Source organism: Citrobacter sp. Cpo100, assembly GCF_030332595.1.
Lineage (GTDB): Bacteria > Pseudomonadota > Gammaproteobacteria > Enterobacterales > Enterobacteriaceae > Citrobacter > Citrobacter portucalensis.
In genome coordinates this window covers 577,290-595,322 of record NZ_JAOWHM010000037.1, presented here as the reverse complement: position 1 = coordinate 595,322, position 18,033 = coordinate 577,290, and the positions used below count along the sequence as shown (strand labels likewise).

The 18,033-nt window shown below is 49.2% G+C and carries 17 protein-coding genes; 6 read left to right on the top strand and 11 right to left on the bottom strand.

Annotated features, from left to right (window positions below; translation table 11 throughout):
* Positions 1–262 precede the first annotated feature (262 nt).
* Together fumB and fumC are read left to right on the top strand one after the other, a co-directional pair.
* The gene (fumB, locus tag OGX96_RS18380) at positions 263–1,909 is read left to right on the top strand and encodes a class I fumarate hydratase (protein ID WP_003832822.1); all 1,647 of its coding nucleotides are present in this window, start codon (positions 263–265) and stop codon (positions 1,907–1,909) included.
* A 141-nt stretch (positions 1,910–2,050) separates the two neighbouring features.
* The gene (gene fumC, locus OGX96_RS18375; RefSeq protein ID WP_286583845.1) at positions 2,051–3,454 is read left to right on the top strand and encodes a class II fumarate hydratase; all 1,404 of its coding nucleotides are present in this window, start codon (positions 2,051–2,053) and stop codon (positions 3,452–3,454) included.
* On the opposite strand, the gene tus is transcribed toward fumC, so the two are convergent.
* The 3 genes from tus to OGX96_RS22625 all read right to left on the bottom strand — a co-directional run bounded on the left by tus (position 3,451) and on the right by OGX96_RS22625 (position 6,503).
* Positions 3,451–4,380, bottom strand: coding sequence for a DNA replication terminus site-binding protein (gene tus, locus OGX96_RS18370; RefSeq protein ID WP_286583842.1), 930 nt, complete (start codon positions 4,378–4,380; stop codon positions 3,451–3,453). The genes fumC and tus overlap by 4 nt on opposite strands.
* A gap of 72 nt (positions 4,381–4,452) precedes the next feature.
* Positions 4,453–5,754 carry a two-component system sensor histidine kinase RstB gene (rstB, locus tag OGX96_RS18365; protein ID WP_286583841.1) on the bottom strand — a complete coding sequence of 434 codons (1,302 nt, stop codon included), beginning with the start codon at positions 5,752–5,754 and terminating at the stop codon, positions 4,453–4,455.
* 230 nt (positions 5,755–5,984) lie between these two features.
* Positions 5,985–6,503 carry a hypothetical protein gene (locus tag OGX96_RS22625; protein ID WP_103014909.1) on the bottom strand — a complete coding sequence of 173 codons (519 nt, stop codon included), beginning with the start codon at positions 6,501–6,503 and terminating at the stop codon, positions 5,985–5,987.
* Between the two features lie 234 nt (positions 6,504–6,737).
* On the opposite strand from OGX96_RS22625, the gene OGX96_RS18355 reads away from it, so the two are divergent.
* Entirely contained in the window at positions 6,738–7,094 is a 357-nt protein-coding gene (locus OGX96_RS18355) for a DUF1294 domain-containing protein (RefSeq protein ID WP_057068958.1), read from the top strand.
* 12 nt (positions 7,095–7,106) lie between these two features.
* On the opposite strand, the gene OGX96_RS18350 is transcribed toward OGX96_RS18355, so the two are convergent.
* Positions 7,107–7,898 (bottom strand): MBL fold metallo-hydrolase, encoded by a 792-nt coding sequence (locus OGX96_RS18350; protein WP_079933995.1) that lies wholly within the window; start codon positions 7,896–7,898, stop codon positions 7,107–7,109.
* Positions 7,899–8,087: 189 nt separating this feature from the next.
* On the opposite strand from OGX96_RS18350, the gene OGX96_RS18345 reads away from it, so the two are divergent.
* Positions 8,088–8,930 carry an aminoglycoside phosphotransferase family protein gene (locus OGX96_RS18345; protein ID WP_286583839.1) on the top strand — a complete coding sequence of 281 codons (843 nt, stop codon included), beginning with the start codon at positions 8,088–8,090 and terminating at the stop codon, positions 8,928–8,930.
* Between the two features lie 120 nt (positions 8,931–9,050).
* The gene (locus OGX96_RS18340) at positions 9,051–10,079 is read left to right on the top strand and encodes a HoxN/HupN/NixA family nickel/cobalt transporter (RefSeq protein WP_048235425.1); all 1,029 of its coding nucleotides are present in this window, start codon (positions 9,051–9,053) and stop codon (positions 10,077–10,079) included.
* A gap of 91 nt (positions 10,080–10,170) precedes the next feature.
* On the opposite strand, the gene rstA is transcribed toward OGX96_RS18340, so the two are convergent.
* Positions 10,171–10,914 (bottom strand): two-component system response regulator RstA, encoded by a 744-nt coding sequence (gene rstA / locus OGX96_RS18335; protein ID WP_103285166.1) that lies wholly within the window; start codon positions 10,912–10,914, stop codon positions 10,171–10,173.
* 117 nt (positions 10,915–11,031) lie between these two features.
* Between rstA and OGX96_RS18330 the strand changes: the two genes are divergently transcribed.
* A complete protein-coding gene (locus OGX96_RS18330) occupies positions 11,032–11,367 on the top strand; it encodes a GlpM family protein (protein WP_008784705.1) in 336 nt (111 codons plus the stop codon).
* On the opposite strand, the gene folM is transcribed toward OGX96_RS18330, so the two are convergent.
* From folM to ydgH, 6 genes are all read right to left on the bottom strand, one after another.
* Entirely contained in the window at positions 11,364–12,086 is a 723-nt protein-coding gene (gene folM, locus OGX96_RS18325; RefSeq protein ID WP_048214244.1) for a dihydromonapterin reductase, read from the bottom strand. The two genes, OGX96_RS18330 and folM, sit on opposite strands and share 4 nt — an antisense overlap.
* 256 nt (positions 12,087–12,342) lie before the next feature.
* Entirely contained in the window at positions 12,343–12,822 is a 480-nt protein-coding gene (locus tag OGX96_RS18320; RefSeq protein ID WP_003832848.1) for a hypothetical protein, read from the bottom strand.
* 53 nt (positions 12,823–12,875) lie between these two features.
* On the bottom strand, positions 12,876–13,403 hold the full coding sequence (locus tag OGX96_RS18315) for a hypothetical protein (RefSeq protein WP_048214242.1): 528 nt from the start codon (positions 13,401–13,403) through the stop codon (positions 12,876–12,878).
* A gap of 45 nt (positions 13,404–13,448) precedes the next feature.
* Positions 13,449–14,594, bottom strand: coding sequence for a hypothetical protein (locus tag OGX96_RS18310; RefSeq protein WP_167819913.1), 1,146 nt, complete (start codon positions 14,592–14,594; stop codon positions 13,449–13,451).
* Positions 14,595–15,247: 653 nt separating this feature from the next.
* Positions 15,248–16,630 carry an amino acid permease gene (locus OGX96_RS18305; RefSeq protein ID WP_048214240.1) on the bottom strand — a complete coding sequence of 461 codons (1,383 nt, stop codon included), beginning with the start codon at positions 16,628–16,630 and terminating at the stop codon, positions 15,248–15,250.
* A gap of 245 nt (positions 16,631–16,875) precedes the next feature.
* A complete protein-coding gene (ydgH, locus tag OGX96_RS18300) occupies positions 16,876–17,820 on the bottom strand; it encodes a DUF1471 family protein YdgH (protein WP_286583835.1) in 945 nt (314 codons plus the stop codon).
* Positions 17,821–18,033 lie beyond the last annotated feature (213 nt).

Here is an 18,033-nt window from a genome sequence, read left to right as displayed (position 1 = left end):
TATCAAGCCCTGTTTCAATGTTGAATTTTCTACGGCTATTAAACCAAGAAACCCTGAGGGAAGTAACCTGCACATGTAAAAAGTCGTACTTGTCTCAGTTTTTGTTAAAAAAATGTGTAGGATATGGTGACTCGCTTTTAATACCCTGAGTAATTCCGGTTGCAGAAAGCTCTTCCTTCTACAACCGGATCTGCGGCAGGGAAGCAGGGCAATGGAACATCTGCCCAGAGAATAACCAGACCGAGCAGTAAGTGAGAGCACAATGTCAAACAAACCCTTTCATTATCAGCATCCTTTCCCCCTCAAAAAGGATGATACCGAATACTATCTGCTGACCAGCGACTATGTCTCTGTTGCCGAATTTGAAGGGCAGGAGATTGTTAAAGTTGCACCGCAAGCCTTAACCCTGCTGGCTCGTCAGGCCTTTCATGATGCGTCGTTTATGCTGCGTCCCGCACATCAACAGCAGGTAGCTGATATTCTGCGCGATCCGGAGGCCAGCGAAAACGACAAATATGTGGCCCTGCAATTCCTGCGTAACTCTGACATCGCGGCAAAAGGCATTTTGCCGACCTGTCAGGACACCGGAACTGCGATTATCGTGGGTAAAAAAGGTCAGCGTGTCTGGACCGGTGGGGGCGATGAGGAGGCGCTGGCACGAGGCGTCTATAACACCTACATCGAAGACAACCTGCGCTATTCACAAAACGCAGCGCTGGATATGTATAAAGAGGTGAACACCGGTACCAACCTGCCAGCACAAATCGATTTGTATACCGTCGACGGAGATGAATACAAATTCCTGTGTATTGCCAAAGGTGGTGGTTCGGCGAACAAAACCTATCTGTACCAGGAAACCAAAGCGCTGTTAACGCCGGGCAAATTAAAAAATTACCTGGTTGAGAAAATGCGTACGTTGGGCACTGCGGCCTGTCCGCCGTATCACATCGCGTTCGTAATCGGTGGAACATCGGCAGAAGCCACGCTGAAAACGGTCAAACTGGCTTCTGCAAAATACTACGACGAATTGCCGACAGAAGGTAACGAACATGGTCAGGCATTCCGCGATGTAGAGCTGGAAAAAGAGCTGCTGATTGAGGCGCAGAATTTGGGGCTTGGCGCGCAGTTTGGCGGGAAGTACTTCGCGCATGATATCCGCGTGATCCGCCTGCCGCGTCACGGCGCGTCGTGTCCGGTTGGAATGGGCGTTTCTTGCTCAGCCGATCGAAATATCAAAGCCAAGATCAACCGTGAAGGTATCTGGATCGAAAAACTGGAACATAATCCTGGCAAATTTATACCGGAAGAGCTGCGCCAGGCGGGAGAGGGCGAAGCGGTGCGCGTTGACCTCAATCGTCCGATGAAAGAGATTCTGGCTCAGCTTTCCCAGTATCCGGTTTCCACGCGTCTGTCGCTCAACGGTACAATTATCGTTGGCCGTGATATTGCGCATGCGAAACTGAAAGAACGTCTGGATAACGGCGAAAGTTTGCCGCAGTATGTTAAAGATCACCCGATCTATTACGCAGGTCCGGCAAAAACGCCGGAAGGCTATGCCTCTGGTTCGCTGGGGCCAACCACTGCCGGACGTATGGACTCGTATGTTGACCAGCTTCAGGCCGCTGGTGGGAGCATGATTATGCTGGCGAAAGGCAATCGCAGCCAGCAGGTGACCGATGCTTGCCATAAACATGGCGGCTTCTATTTGGGCAGTATTGGCGGCCCCGCCGCGGTGCTGGCTCAGGGCAGTATCAAGAGCCTGGAGTGCGTGGAATACCCGGAACTCGGGATGGAAGCCATCTGGAAAATTGAAGTAGAAGATTTCCCGGCATTTATCCTGGTAGATGACAAAGGCAACGATTTCTTCAAGCAAATTCAGACGTCGCAGTGCGCACGCTGCGTTAAGTAACGTCAGCCGCCCTTCGGGGCGGTTTTTTTTACCGCACGAACCACCAAACGACAGCTTTATCCTCGTTAATACTCATAAGACCAATGCAAATGGGCAATGTCGAAACATAACCTAATCAACTGTTAATGTAAGGAGCAGGTAATGGTAACGGTACGCCGCGAGAATGATTCAATGGGGGCGATTGATGTTCCTGCCGATAAGCTTTGGGGCGCGCAAACCCAACGTTCGCTGGAGCATTTTCGTATCTCTACGGAGAAAATGCCGGTCTCGCTGATCCATGCGCTGGCGCTGACGAAACGCGCCGCGGCAAAGGTTAACCAGGATCTGGGGCTGCTGGCGGAGGATAAAGCCAGGGCTATTATGCAGGCTGCAGATGAGGTGTTGGCAGATAAACACCGCGATGAGTTTCCGCTGGCCATCTGGCAAACCGGCTCAGGCACGCAAAGCAATATGAACATGAACGAGGTGCTGGCAAACCGGGCCAGCGAATTGCTGGGCGGCGTGCGGGGGATGGAGCGAAAAGTACACCCCAACGATGATGTCAATAAAAGTCAAAGCTCGAACGATGTCTTCCCGACCGCAATGCACGTTGCCGCACTGCTGGCGCTGCGTAAATCTTTGATCCCACAATTAAATGTGTTGACCAAAACGCTCAGTGATAAGTCCCACGCTTTCGCCGATATCGTTAAAATTGGTCGTACACATCTGCAAGATGCAACTCCACTTACGCTTGGCCAGGAGATTTCCGGCTGGGTAGCAATGCTTGAACATAACCTCAGACACATTGAAAACAGTTTACCGCATGTGGCAGAACTGGCGTTGGGGGGAACCGCGGTAGGTACCGGACTGAACACTCATCCCGAATACGCCCGCCGGGTCGCGGATGAATTGCGGGTCATTACCTGCGCGCCGTTCGTTACCGCTCCGAATAAATTTGAAGCGCTGGCCACCTGCGATGCCCTGGTTCATGCCCACGGAGCGCTAAAAGGGCTGACAGCGTCGCTGATGAAAATCGCCAACGATGTACGCTGGCTGGCATCTGGCCCGCGCTGTGGTATTGGCGAAATTTCAATTCCGGAAAATGAACCGGGCAGCTCGATCATGCCGGGTAAAGTCAATCCTACCCAGTGTGAAGCGCTGACCATGTTGTGCTGCCAGGTGATGGGTAATGATGTCGCCATCAATATGGGCGGGGCGTCAGGTAACTTTGAGCTCAACGTCTATCGACCGATGGTCATCCACAACTTCCTGCAGTCGGTACGCCTGCTGGCGGACGGTATGGAAAGCTTCAATGAACATTGCGCGACGGGAATCGAGCCCAACCGTGAACGAATAGATCAACTGCTCAATGAGTCGCTGATGCTGGTGACCGCGCTCAACACCCATATCGGTTACGATAAAGCGGCTGAAATTGCCAAAAAAGCGCATAAAGAAGGGCTGACGCTAAAAGCCTCCGCTCTGGCGCTGGGATATCTAACCGAAGCGGAGTTCGACAACTGGGTACGTCCGGAGCTGATGGTTGGCAGCATGCGGCCAGGCAGTTAATCCGCAACGTAAAGGTGCAGCCGGGGAATAATCAATCTCAACGGCTGCGCCTGAGGTTTAAAGCGATGCTGAACGTTATCGGCATCGTAATTCTGTAACTCGCCGATATCCGGTACGGTCATACCGTTGTCGTCATTAAGCAGTGCAATTAGTGGCGTCGGGCAGGCATATTGCACCTGTTTTTGCTCTCCTTTGTACCAGACTCGGGCAATAGGCTGCACTTTTACCGGCCTTTTAATTTTCAGGCGGGCCTGCTGCGGTAAGGCGGCGATATCCTGATATTCGCGTTCAAGCTTCGCCTGCCATTCTTCACGTGTCCAGGGATGTACGCTGCGCGGTGAGGTCAGGCTTTTTTCCAGTTGCTGCAGTACTTCATCACGTTTCAGGTTTTTAATAATGTGCTTGTTAGCCCAGCCGAATCGCAGGGTGGCAGGATCTCTGACAACGGTGAGCGTGCGATAGGCATTCAGTGTAATCAGCCCCGGCAGGTGGCGATGCACCCATTCGAAACGTGCTGCCGGCGCCAGCCCTGATTCTACTGTAACAATACGCTCGAAGGTGGTTTTCAACTGGTTTATACGCTGGATTTGTTCTTCCAGAGCACATTGCCCCGCATTATCAACCTGGTAGCACAATACACCCGGTAGGCGGACGGCCGCTTTGCTGCTGCGGTTTTCGGACTGCTGCTGAATAAACAGGTGAAGGTAATGGCGCAGTGCCAGCGCTTCAGCCTCTTTGCCTAAATGCTGCTTAACATCAATGCTCTGCAGAGGGGCATGCTCTGCCTCTTTGACCACTTCCGGTAACGAGAATACGCGGGCAATCAGCAGCGTCTGCTGCAACAGGTTTTCGTTCAGAAGCGCCAGTTCTTGTTCCATCTGGCGAAAGGTGCCGTTCAGGCGGTCAACGAGATCGTAACGGGCCATAGATTTACCATTTTAGTTACAACATACTTTTTATAGCACAACATTCACCGCCTGGCCACCGAGCAGAATAGGTCAGGCAGCCGAAATTTCAGGAATGTTATGCCAGACGGGCCAACGGAAAGTAAACCGGGCGCCGCCAAGTTCACTTTCATCACAGACGACCGTCCCTCCCATAGCCAACGCTATTGAGTGGACGATGGCTAACCCAAGCCCACAACCCCCGGTCGCCCGGTCACGGCTGGGGTCAAGGCGTACAAACGGTTCAAAAACCTGGTCGCGAGCGTCTGGTGCAATACCGGGACCGTCGTCTTCCACTACCAGCGTGGCTTGATTGCCGTTCAGCAGCAGACTGGCTTGCACCGTTGACTGGCAATAGCGCAGGGCATTATTCAGCAAATTATCCAGGACCCGCTCCATCAGGCGCATATCCAACGCGCCGTAGTCGCCAGTTTCGAGATGACGTAATTGCACCGCACGGTCAGGATTTACGCTTTGCACATCCTCCAGATGGGTTGTCAACCAAGCAGGCAGGTCCGGTACGCTGAGTTTCAGTTCATTTTGCGGGCGATCCAGGCGGGCGTAGGTCAGTAACTCTTCGATCAACGCTTCCAGTTGGCCGATATCACGATTCAGCGCCTGAGATTCCTGCTCGGTGAGGTTATCACTCATTTCCAGCCGGTAACGTAAACGTACCAGCGGGGTACGAAGCTCATGGGCAATACCATCGATGAGCTGTTTTTTACTGGCGATCAGCGCATTGATATTGTCGGCCATTTGGTTAAACGCTACGCCCAGGCGCTCAAAGCTGGAACCGCTGTCAAAATGAAGGCGTTCACTCAGATGTCCTTCACCAAAACGTTGTGCGGCGGATTCGAGTCTGAGCATTTCCTGCCAGTGCGGGCGCATCCAGATCAGTACCGGGAAGGCCAGTGAGATAGCAATAAACGCCATCAGCGCGATGTCCAGCAAGCGCATTTGATGGAGAAAATAGAGGTAGGGAACCGGACCGACGGCCAGCACATAATGGCTGCGAGGAATGCGTTGAATGAAGGTGTATTGATCGTCAAGTGCCACAATATCGCCTTCGCGCAAACGCTGCATGGTTGGGGCATCCAGTGTGTACTTATTCAGCGGTTCAACGCGCAGGTCAAATGAGAGGTTTAAATCCATCTCCTTCAGCGTCTTACCCCAGTCGCGTGGCGGGATTTCGCGTAGTTCACTGCGCATCAGGTACAACGAGCTTTTCATCAAATCGTCGAGCGACTGTCTGCCTGCACGTTCTGCGGTGAATTTGTATACCAGACCGACCAACAGGGTCATCACCAAAAAGCAGACAAACAGCAGGAGGTAAAACTGCACAAACAGTTTCTTCATAAAAAATCACCGAACGCTCAATAAGTTAGCGAGTGCACGTGTCCCACAGGGGAAAAGTGAGCACAGTGGTATCCGCCGATGCGTGGGTTCAGAAAGGTTCTCCGATCACCATCCGGCGTGCTTGTCCACGCAGAGTACACTGTATATCTCTTTTCTGCATTCTTATGGCTCCTACGGGCGCGGAATGGCCTTTCGCTGGATCACGCATTGCTTTCTACGCTGTAAGTTAATCAAAATCGGGAAGGGGTTGTTCTGGCGTATGTCACGACCGCACCTAAAAGGTTACTTCGTTTCTCAACGTAGATGGTGTTGTTATATTCGTAGTTACCTTCGGGATAGCAAATTCTTATGTTAGTCCCGAGATCCGGATCGTCAACATCAGCCCCCGAACAGCTTTTAGAACTTCCTGTAGCATAGACGTATGTGGCGGTATAGGACGAGGGGACACCCGGAATGAACCAGGTTATCGCCATAACCATGATCACTGAAAACAGCACCATGGCAATGCTGATGCCACCAAATAATTTCAGATAGGTTTGGAAGGGACTTTTTTTCATTATCCCATTACCTACCAGAAATAAGGTAATTAACAATGACACTGCCAGAGAAATAAGCATGAGGTATTTGGATGTGAGCGGGTAGAGAAATGTCGCTCTGTATATCGTTACCTTCCACCAGTAAAAGAGAAATATTGCGCCGAGAGATGAGACGGTAACAAAAAACAAATATGGATATGAGTATTTTCTCATCCTTGTGACTCCAGAACAATTTCTCCATTTGGGTTTAATAAATTACCATTTGTTTTGAATAATGAAAACGGCTCTCTTGTTTGAATTGTTAGGTACGCCGCAGACCAGAGAATTTGCGCTATCTTTGGGGATATAGGCATAATAATAAAAGGGATATTCTCACCCGTGGCAGGGATGACTGACCTTGCGTATAATGTGTGCCGATACTTCCTGAAAAGTGCTGTGACTGAAAATATGAATCTCAATCGCTGTTGTTATTCGCTTCTCATTTTCGCAGCGGTCGGCTGCATTTTCACCGCTTATCCTCTTGTTATATGGTTTCTACTCGCCAACGTTTTGACGCTGCTGTTATACGGCGTGGACAAAATGGCGGCACGCAAGGACTGGCGCAGAGTGCCGGAATCCACATTGCTGGTGTTTGGCGTTGTGGGCGGGTGGGGCGGCGCGATAGCGGGTCAACAAATCTTTCGCCATAAAACACAAAAGCAGCCTTTCAAAACCTACTTTATTATCAGTGTGATAGTGAGTGTTTCTGTGATGGGCATGATTTATAAGTTCTATCCATTTTTCCTTCCTGAGCATGGTTGGTGAATAAACTGCGGTTTATTTGAGGCAGGAAATATATTTTTCACCTGAACGGCGCACAATTTCATCGGCATTTTGCGTAATATCTTTACCTTCAAATGCGCCGTAAAGTTGCTTAAATTTCACTGTTCTCAGGCGTTGGATGATGTCGCTGACGGTGGCGGCTGGCAACGGTAGCATATTGGGGTAGCTCCACATAAATGAGACTGCATGGGCACCTGGTGTAACTTGAACGATGTCGCCAGAAAGCACCACGCCTTCGTCACGCGCCCAGTGCAGGACGCAGCCGCCAGCAAAGTGCCCGCCGAGACGTATCATCGTGACGTCACGGGTTAACTCAATGGTGTCGCCATCCCAGAATCTAATCCACGGGCTGTCACGCATTACCCACCTTCTGTCGCTGGCATGAAGGTAAATCGGCGCGCTAAATTCCGCAGCCCAGTCCTGCATGGTGGTGTAGTAATGAGGATGCGAAATCGCGATAGCCTTAAGGCCGCCAAGGGACGTTATTAGCGTTTTTGTGGCATCGTCGAGCGTGGCAATGCAGTCCCAAAGAATATTTCCTTCTGGGGTACGCACAAGAAACGCGCGCTGATCAATTGCAAAATCAGGAACGGTGCGGATGCTGAGGAGGGTACTGTCGTGTTGCTTCCACTTATTTGTATGCGATGCACACAGGGTGTCAAAATCGATCCATTTCTGCCCGCTTGTGGGGACATATTGACGTTCATCCAGGCAGATATCGCAATGTTCCGGATGGGCGCCAGTTACCTCATAGGATGTTCCACAGGTTTTGCATAACGTGATCATCGTGTCCTCCTCATATACCGAACACAGTCAGCATGGCACACAGATACACAAGGATGTGCCTGTTAGTGCTCTACCCGATAAGTCAGTGATGATGGAAGTGAGGGTTGTGGCTCAACCAAAAGAAAACAGGAATAATGCCAACACGGATCCTTTTGATTACCATCTTCCAGAGAAAAATGAGGATATTGTTTGGAAAATCGTCTGTTCAACACCTGGCTCAACCGTTGGGGGCTCACTCCAGATGGTGAACCGTTTGAAACGCACACATCGCAGCTTTTGCCTGTGGTGGTGGTCAAGGACGGGCAGAAAGCCATACTAAAGATCACCGATGATGACAGTGAACGGATCGGCTGTGAACTCATGGTCTGGTGGAACGGAAATGGCGCAGCGAAAGTACTTGCTCATGCAGCAGGGGCGATTCTGCTGGAACGTGCGACAGGGACAGAGTCTTTAGCGGACATGTCCTGGACTGGCAACGATGCGCAGGCCTGTCGCATTATTTGCCATGCTGCCAGTAGACTCCATCTCTCCCGAAATGCGTCTACGCCTGCGTTAACACCTCTGCACCATTGGTTTCGCGATCTGGCTCCTGCCGCGAAAAAGCATGGCGGTATCCTGACGCGTTGTGCTGCGGTGGCAAACGTACTGCTATCCTCACCCCATGATGCGGTCGTATTACATGGCGATCTACACCACGGCAATATTCTTGATTTCGGAACGAGAGGATGGCTGGCTATCGATCCCAAAGGGCTGGTGGGCGAGCGTGGCTTTGATTACGCCAATATCTTTACTAACCCCGATCTTGCCGAACCTACCAGACCTGTCGCCATTGAGCCGGAAAGATTCACGCAACGAGTCAACATTGTGTCTGAAATCGCCAGAATTGAACGGCAGCGTTTACTGATGTGGATTGTTGCCTGGTGTGGGTTGTCGTCCGTCTGGTTTCTGCAAGAGGGTGACAGCGCAACGGTACCTCTGCGTATTGCGGAGCTAGCGATGGCAGAACTTGCTTCAGGTGGTAATCAATTTTGATCTACGACACTGGGTTAGTAATTCTTAAGAGTTATCATTAGCCTGGTAAACGTTGTATTAATCAATTAATGAACGGCGGTGTGGTGTGTTGTTGAGCGAAAATTTGACAGGCCGGAAACAATGAACGCATTGTTTTCATTATTAAAAAAACGCCCGAATATTCTTTTGTTGATGGTCTTACTCATCGGGGCAAACATCGTAGCGTGGCTGTGGGCTTTCACCGCGTTTAGCAACAATACTTCCTTACTGGCACTGAGTCTGATTGCGTGGTGCTATGGTTTGCGCCATGCCGTTGATGCCGATCATATCGCCGCGATAGACAGCGCGACGCGTAAACTCATGCAGCAGAAAAAACGTGCCCTGACAACGGGGGCCTGGTTTTCTCTGGGACACTCTACCATTGTGGTGCTAGCCAGCATTGGCATTGCGCTAACTACCAGCGTGTTTAAGCAACATATGGCATGGTTTCAGAATGTCGGTGGTCTGATAGGAACTACGGTTTCTGCCGTATTTTTGCTGATTCTGGCTACCATCAATCTCATTATTTTCTGCCAGGTCTGGAAGGCATTCCGCCATCTTAAACGCACCGGTACTTACGATGGCACTACGGAAGACATTACAGTTTCAGGCCCTCTGAACTGGCTTTTCCGCTCAGCGTTTCGGCTGGTAGGTAAAGACTGGCATATGTATTTTGTCGGCTTTCTGTTTGGTCTGGGTTTTGATACCGCCACTGAAATTTCTCTGCTGGGAATTTCTGCTTCAAGCGCGTCCAGCGGCATGTCGATTTGGTCAATTCTCGTGTTCCCGGCGCTGTTTACCTGCGGTATGGCGTTAATTGATTGTCTCGACAGTATTCTGATGGTTGAGGCCTACGGATGGGCGTTTAATAAGCCGCAACGTAAGCTCTATTACAATATGACCATTACCGGGACTTCCGTGATTGTTGCGCTATTTATTGGCGGGCTGGAGGCGCTGGGACTTCTCTCTGACGCGTTTTCGCTTCAGGGTGGTTTGTGGGATACCGTCAGCAATTTGAGTGACCATATGGGGAATGTCGGTTTTGCGATTATTGGCGTCTTTATCGGCTGCTGGATTATCTCCGCCGTAAACTACCGTTGGAAAAAATACGACGGACTGACGTCTAGTTAGTTGGCTATCAATAATAGGGTTAAATAATATTAAGTGACAGTGTAACGCCAGATAATTAATAGGGCCGATCAAAGTGACCGACCCGGTTGGATTACTTCTGCGGCGCGTCGTCCCAGGCGTGCGGTGCGAACAGATAACCTTTGTTGCGTACCGTTTTGATTCGATAGGGTTCAGTCGCGTTATCGAGCAGTTTTTTGCGTAAGCGGGAAATCGCGACATCGACGCTGCGATCCATGCCGTCATAACTTACGCCACGCAGGTTTTTTAGCAACGCATCACGGTCCATAATCTGCCCGGCATGGGTTGCCAACTCCCACAGTAATTCAAAATCAGCGGTGGAAAGAGAGATTTGCTCGCCGCCGAGCAGCACGGAGCGGTTGGTGGGATCGATAGTGAGTGTGCCAAAGCGCAGCGTTGTGTGCGGTGTGATGGTTGCCGCTTGAATGCCTTTAGACTGTGCGGAGTGTTCATTCTGGCGCAGGTGCAGGCGCAGGCGAGCCAGCAGCACAGCTGGTGGCGTTGTCTTCAGGATATAGTCACAGGCGCCCATTTCCAGCGCCAGGATATGGTTCATGTCGCTGTCCAGCGAGGTGAGCAGAACAATCGGGCCTTGCCAGCGTCCGCGTAAATCGCGGCAGATAGTCATCCCGTCTTTGCCCGGCAGCATGATATCTAATAACACCAGATCGGGTTGAACGTGCAGGATTTTCTCCTCGGCCAAATCACCACGAGGTTCAAGGATAACCTCAATATCATGCCGGGCCAGATAGGCTGCAATCAGTGAGCCAACTTCGGGATCATCTTCAACAAATACGATGGTGTTCATATCATTCATTTTGAATATAAAACGCCAACATACACCGCCCCGGTTTTTCCTTCCATTAATCTTTTCTAAACAAGAACGCTTCCGTTATGCTAGAGGCTGATGTTATTGATGTGTTAAGGCAGAGTGATGGGACTCGTTATAAAAGCGGCGCTCGGTGCGCTGGTGGTGGTGTTGATAGGTTTGCTGGCGAAAACAAAGAATTACTATATTGCTGGATTAATTCCACTGTTCCCGACGTTTGCGTTGATTGCCCACTACATCGTGGCCAGTGAGCGTGGGATCGAGGCGTTACGTACAACCATTGTATTCAGTATGTGGTCGATTATTCCCTATTTTGTCTACCTTGTTTCACTGTGGTATTTCACCGGGTTTATGCGCTTACCCATCGCGCTCGGCGGTGCAGTAGTGTGCTGGAGCCTGAGCGCGTGGTTGCTGATCTTTTGTTGGATCAAACTGCACTAACGTAGATGACGCCCGCCATCAAGGGCAAAACTACGTCCGGTGACAAAACAACTGGTTAGTAGATAGTCAATTAAATCAATGACCTCTTTTTCACCAGGCGCGGTTTTCATCAGTGATTTGTTTAGTGCCTGCTGGCGATACTCTGCATCGTCGCCCTCGTTAAACAGGATAAGTGAGGGGGCAATCGCGTTCACTTTCACTTCCGGTGCCAGTTTGCGCGCGAACGAACGGGTCATATTATCCAGTGCCGCTTTGCTGGCAGCATAAGCAATGTGCTTGTCGCTGCCACGCTCCACAACATAATCCGTGAAATGGATGATGTCGCTGGCTGCGTGCCCATGACCGCGTAGCAATCCTTCCAGCGCGTGGTTGAGCAGGTAGGGCGTATTGACGTGGATCTGCATCATACGTGACAGTACTTCGCTAAGCGGTGTGCCGGGTTTTTCGGCGACCCAGGCGCTGGCATTATGCACAATGGCGCGCAAGCCATCCGTCTGCGCTTTGACCTCATCAGCAAAGGCCAGTACGCCTTCATCCGTGGAAAAGTCAGCCGGGATACAAATCGCGCCCGCTTCTCGCAGGCCGTCAATGGCAGGATAGTGAGTTCGGTAGCTGACGATAACTGGCTGTTTTTGGTTCAGAAAGTGCCATGCGACGGCGAGGCCGATACGACGACCACCTCCGGTGATAAGAATTGGCAAAGGAGGTTTTTTACCCATTGTTATACTCAGGCTCCGTTAAAAACAGCATCTTACAAGAGAAAGGGTGTAAGTGGTGTAGTGATCAGTACAAACTCATGTGTACACAGTAGCACACAGGAATAAAGTTGTTGGGGTTTGTTACAGCATCCTGATTTAGCGGCGAGCACATTTTACTCGGGCTATAGTCGAAGGAGTAATAGAGAGGGGGGGGGTTAACGTAATAGAATGATTAGTCATTAAAAAAGGGAACCAGAAAACAGGCTCCCCATTTTAACTAGGTCTTCCTAAGCTCTCTCAGCTTATCCATTATTTTATTAAATTCTTCTGTAAACTTTCTGTGATCTCTTTCTTCTGCTTCTTGCAGAATACGCTCTGCTTCAATCCTTCTTGCTTCAATCAATCTCTGTTCTCGTTCTTTGATCTGAATCTTCAATCTCTGTTCAAATTCTGTTATGTCGATGGAAGCAACAATCACCGGATTCTCTAAGAGTTGGTAGAGTGGGGAAAATAAATCTGAATACTGATCTACAGCGTCTTCTGGCGGGGGGGAACGATAGAAGGTTAAACCTTTTCTCCATCGTGATAGTTGTGCATAGTTCAGCTTAGGTTTCTTGCCTGTACCTTCATACGCCTCTTTCACAGCATCTAACACAGCGGCAGGTTTTACGTCCTTGCTTATCTTTAACGCTTCTTTCATTCGGCGTTCTTGTGGCTGTGTGCTGTCTCCGAGTAAGATCAGATTTACGTTCTTCATTGTCTACCCTTAAATGATTAAGGAAGCATGATAATACACACAGCCTCTTGTGTTCAATCTGATGGCTTCCAATTAGGAAAGATAGCTATCATCATCTCTATTGCTTTCTGTTTTGCCCGTGTTGCTGCCTTCTCTGCAAAGGCTTTTAGTTCAGCTTGTGATTCTTCTTCGATACGTTCGACGATACCCGCAAAAATGGCTTTCTGATTGTCCTCAGAAGCGATAGAAGCAATAACCTGATTTTGTTGTTGTGACGCTCTCAGTTCCGCTGTGAGACGGGCAACTTCTTCCTTTAGCTTTTCTTCTGTGCTCTTACTGGGGGACTGCTGAAATCGTGCGGGAATTTCTCCGAGATCATCGGCGAAAAACTTGTTTAACCATCGTTCTTGTAAACGGCAACCAGCAGATGCATTTAACCATTTGAGGAAAAAACGGAGATTTACATGACCTTCTTTTACAGCAAGGCGTAGTTTTTCTAATTCAATACCACGCTGAACAGAGACACCAGCTTCATTGTTTGGCTTCTTGAATGGTTCAAGATCAATAAGTTTTAGAAAATCTGCTGCTGTTAAAACTGACATAATTATTTCCTCTAAAAAGGCTGGATTGCTCCAGCCTCATTTAGTTTAGATATTCCAATACAAGATGACACTATCACCGAGTTTATCGTTATACACGGTAGTCGCTGGAGTGGCTGGGGTAATCGTTGATGCTGGAACAACGTGAACCACGACAGGAGGATTTACAGGCGTCGCAGGAGTCAGAGGAGTTACGGGTACAACGTGTACGACAACTGGAGTTGGTTGTGGTTGTGGCGGAGTGATATCGGTGATTGTTTTCACTTCACCCGTTTTCAGATTTTCTGCCTTCTCTGCATAGTGACTAGGGCCATATGCCCCAACAGTTGCTATGCCAAGTGAGTTGACTGAAGTTTCGATTGCATAACCATCTTCTTTAGCTACGCCCTTAGAGAAACCATACCCAACAGTCTCATTTCCAACATAACCACGAAGGTGAGTGATTGTGAGATCACCTTCTTTCACCATAACATTATGAGTACGCATGGTTGGTGCAATCACTGTTGATGCTACACGAGTCAGGTCAGCGTTTTTGAGCGCGTGGGTAGTTTTCACTGCGTTGGATACATCGTTGTATGCAGTGACTGTACCAATAGCTTCATCACCTTCTTTAGTGCCGTGAATCGACAGGCCGCCAACGCCTTCAACATAGCTATGGTCGGAGAAATGCGTTACATCACCGTTCGTCACGTCAACGGTGTGGGAACGCATTTCAGGCGACACAACAGTTGATGCTGTTTTGGTCACACCATCACGAGTAACTGTTGAGGTACGAACCACACCTGTTTCTTGACTGATTGTGGTTGTCGCAGAATATTGTTCATTAACACCGTTGTAGGCAATGTTTTTAGTAACGACACCATCTTTCACACTGATGGAACGTGTCGTGTTATCTGCAATGGGGTGATCGCTCATATTGATGGAGCCTTTAGAGAATCCTGTGAAGCCACCACCTGCATTCATGCGCTCCGCAAAGTGACCACCAAACGAATGACCACTAAAAGCATGACCAATGTTACCACCATGGCCATGGCCACCAAAATTGTGACCGCCCATACCTCCATGGCCACCGTGACCATGAGCAAAAGCAGACATTGGAAGAACTATTAATACTGCAACCACTGATTTCTTAAACATTTTAATACTCCATTTAGGATTAATAGGGGGTGTCATCATTAATTCTTTATTTCTCATTTTGTTTGTCCCTCAATGACTAAATACTGCCGATTACATAATTAATCGATGCAGTAGCAGCTATTAATAAACCTTTTTTATTTCCGACATAATTGACGAGGGGAGTGTAGCTGGTGGGACCAGCGCACGGGTTGCATTATCATCAAACACAAACACCAACACAACTGCATGATAAACTCAACACAAGATAAATCACAAATAGTTAATTGTGTGATGATTAATTGTTCTTTTATTTATCCATATATTATGATGTGTATGTGTTCGTTAAGTGTTTCTTTTTTATCTTTTATCAATATGAAAAGTGAACAAAGAATTGAGAAGGTTATGATGTGTTTCTGTATGTTATGTTGTGATTCATAAGAAGATAAAGCAGGTGATCGTGACTGACTGTTGCGCCGTAAAGCAGTTTGCGATTGTGAAGTGTAGAAAGAGTAACTCGAACTCAATAGGGGGATCACACCTTGTGATGAGTCATCATCTGGAGAGCCGTGATAAGCGCTTCACACGCAGCAACAAATAGTGTGGGGGGCAAGCATGAAGGGAGAGCGAGAGCGATTATTTTCGATTAATCAGCGTTAACCATGATATCCCGATAATCCTTTATCAGGATATTCATAGTCTGATATTTTCCGAAGCCAGCGATGGGTATAACGTTAGCCTATCAGCATCCAGGTAGCTGGCACAGCAGCAACAAGCAGCAGGCCGATCAGCGCCATCTCCTGGCGTTTTAATACGTTTTCATGCGTGTGCGTTTTACGGGCATAAAGGAAAACCAACAGCCCTGGCGCATACAACACTACAGACAGCAGCAGATGCATCGGACCTGACGCATACAATAACCAGATGCCATAAATACTCGCGCCGATACCGACAGCCTTATGAATCGGACGGGTGGCAATTTTTAACAGAAATGCGCCGACCAGCAAATAGGGCACCAGAATCATCTCTGAGGCGATTGTCAGTAACGTATTGTAGTCGGAGCCTGTGAGCCAGATTAGCACAAGACAGATTTGTACACAGATGTTGGTTAGCCACAGCGATGCCGATGGCGCACCCTGTGCATTCTGTCGCGCAAAAATACGCGGAAACGCTTTGTGCGTGGAGGCGAGGAACGGCACTTCCGCCGCCATAATCGTCCAGCTTAAATAGGCACCGCACACGGAAACAATCAGACCCGCGGCAATAATAATTTCGCCCCATGGCCCCATCATTTTAACCATCAGACCGGCCATTGATGGATTGCGGATCTCTGCCAGTTCTGGTCGCGCGACAACGCCGAGGGATAGCAGGGTGACTAACAGGTAAACGCCCAGTGCGGCGAGTACAGCTAACAGCGTGGCGCGACCAACATCGCGTTTATTTCTGGCGCGGGCAGATACCACCACCGCGCCTTCCACACCAATGAAAACCCACAGGGTGATGAGCATGGTGTTTTTGACCTGCTCCCAGACAGGCACGCCCAACGCGACGCCGGTAAAATCGAGAGTAAAGGTGTCGAGCTTAAACAGCATGAATGCCAGCACGATAAAGAGGCCTAGCGGCAATAGTTTTGCCAGAGTAGCGACCAGGTTAATGCTGGCCGCGGTTTGTACTCCCCGCAACACCAGAAAATGGACTATCCATAACAGTACCGATGCGCCGACAATCGACTGCCAGGTATTACCGTCGCCGAACAGACGTAATTCCGGTGTGTCGGTAAAGAAACTGAGCGCAGAGAAGACGATGACCAGATACGAAACGTTAGCGATAACAGCGCACAGCCAGTATCCCCACGCAGAGCAGAAGCCAATCAACTCGCCGAAACCTTCACGTGCATAGGTGAAGATACCGCCGTCCAGTTCAGGACGGATACGCGTCAGGATCAGCATGGCAAAGGCGAGCAAAAGAATACCCGCACCGGTAATCGCCCAACCAATTAGTAATGCAGCCGGGCTGGCTACTGCCGCCATATTTTGTGGCAGGCTGAAAACGCCAGCGCCGAGCATTGAGCTTAAAACCAGCGCGGTCAGTGCGCTCAGACCCAATTTCTTTTCCATTTGTATCCAGTTACAAAAACGAGAGTGAGAGAATAATTATTTTGGCAAACCGCATAAAAATGGTGAAAGCCACTAAGGCGCGGGATTTTACGGAGAGAAGAGAACGCATGCAATGGGGATAGAGAGATTTGTGACTAATAGTGTGAAAAGTTGTCTTAATACTGCTGTTTTTGTTTTATCTGGAAACAGAACTGCGCGAAATTATCAGGTCTACAAGGACTGTAGACCTGATAAGGCATTGGGTATTACTTATACAGATCGGCGCTGATCGTCACGTTGTTACCACGTTCTGACCACTGGCGGGTAATGTGATAGTACTTCGCGCCTTTCTTCGCTGCGCGTTTTGCTACCTGATAAGAGACTTCCGTCATGTTGCCGTAGTTACCGGTGAACTTGATGCTGTCGAACGGTACCATCATGGCGGCGGTCGCTTTGTTCAGCTCTTCAACTTTGGTTCCATCCGGCAGCGTGACAGTGTAACGTCCGCCTTTAGTGGATTGCGTTTCGAAGAAGCGGCCAACTTCAGCACTCGGAGAAGCGGTAGTTGCTACGCCCGGGATCTCAACTTTCTTCGCGGCTTCGCCACCTGCTGCTAATGCGGCACGACCAGCATCTGAATCTGCTGGGATCGCATCAGGGCTTTGTACAATGCGTTTTTTCGCATCAGCTTTATAGATGAATGCAGTAATACGCTGGTTGCCGCCCTGGTTGGCATCGACCTGACGCACGATATAGAAGGAGTAAGCACCTTTCTCTTTCGCTGCTTTGGTGATGGCATCGTTTACTTCAGGCTGGCTACGGTAGAAACCTTGCACTGTAACGGTGTCGTAAGGTTCTATCAGAACGGCCTGATCTTTTGGCAATTCCATAACGCCGTTAATGACACGGTTTTTTGACGCTTCCGCTTTTTTAGCGTCGGCTTTATAGACGTCGGCAACAACGCGCCAGTTACCGCCGCTGCCAAAATCTGAGGTATCAACAACATAAAAGGAGGCTGCACCGTCTTTATCTGCACGGCGTGAAACGGCAGCAACCGCATCACCGATAGCATTAAAACGACCGGTGACCACAATGCGGTCATAGGGTTTCAGGGCAGCCGCTTGCTCCGGCGTCAATTCTGTCGCTGCATTTACAGAAAAAGCAGTCGCAGAAATTAGTGCGGACGCCAGGAGAGTGTTCTTAAGCTTCATAAAAATAATCCTTCGCCTTGCGCAAACCAGGTACTGGTATTGTTATTGACTAGAAACGTCGCTGATTATTGCATTTAAATTGTGTCAGTGTCTGCGTCATTTTTCACTCATCGTGTCACGTTAGGTAACAACAGCGATAACATTTTGTGATATGCCGAAAATTTCGGCGTTTGGTGACCAAAACTGATAAAGTAGTTGAATTTCATAAGTTAA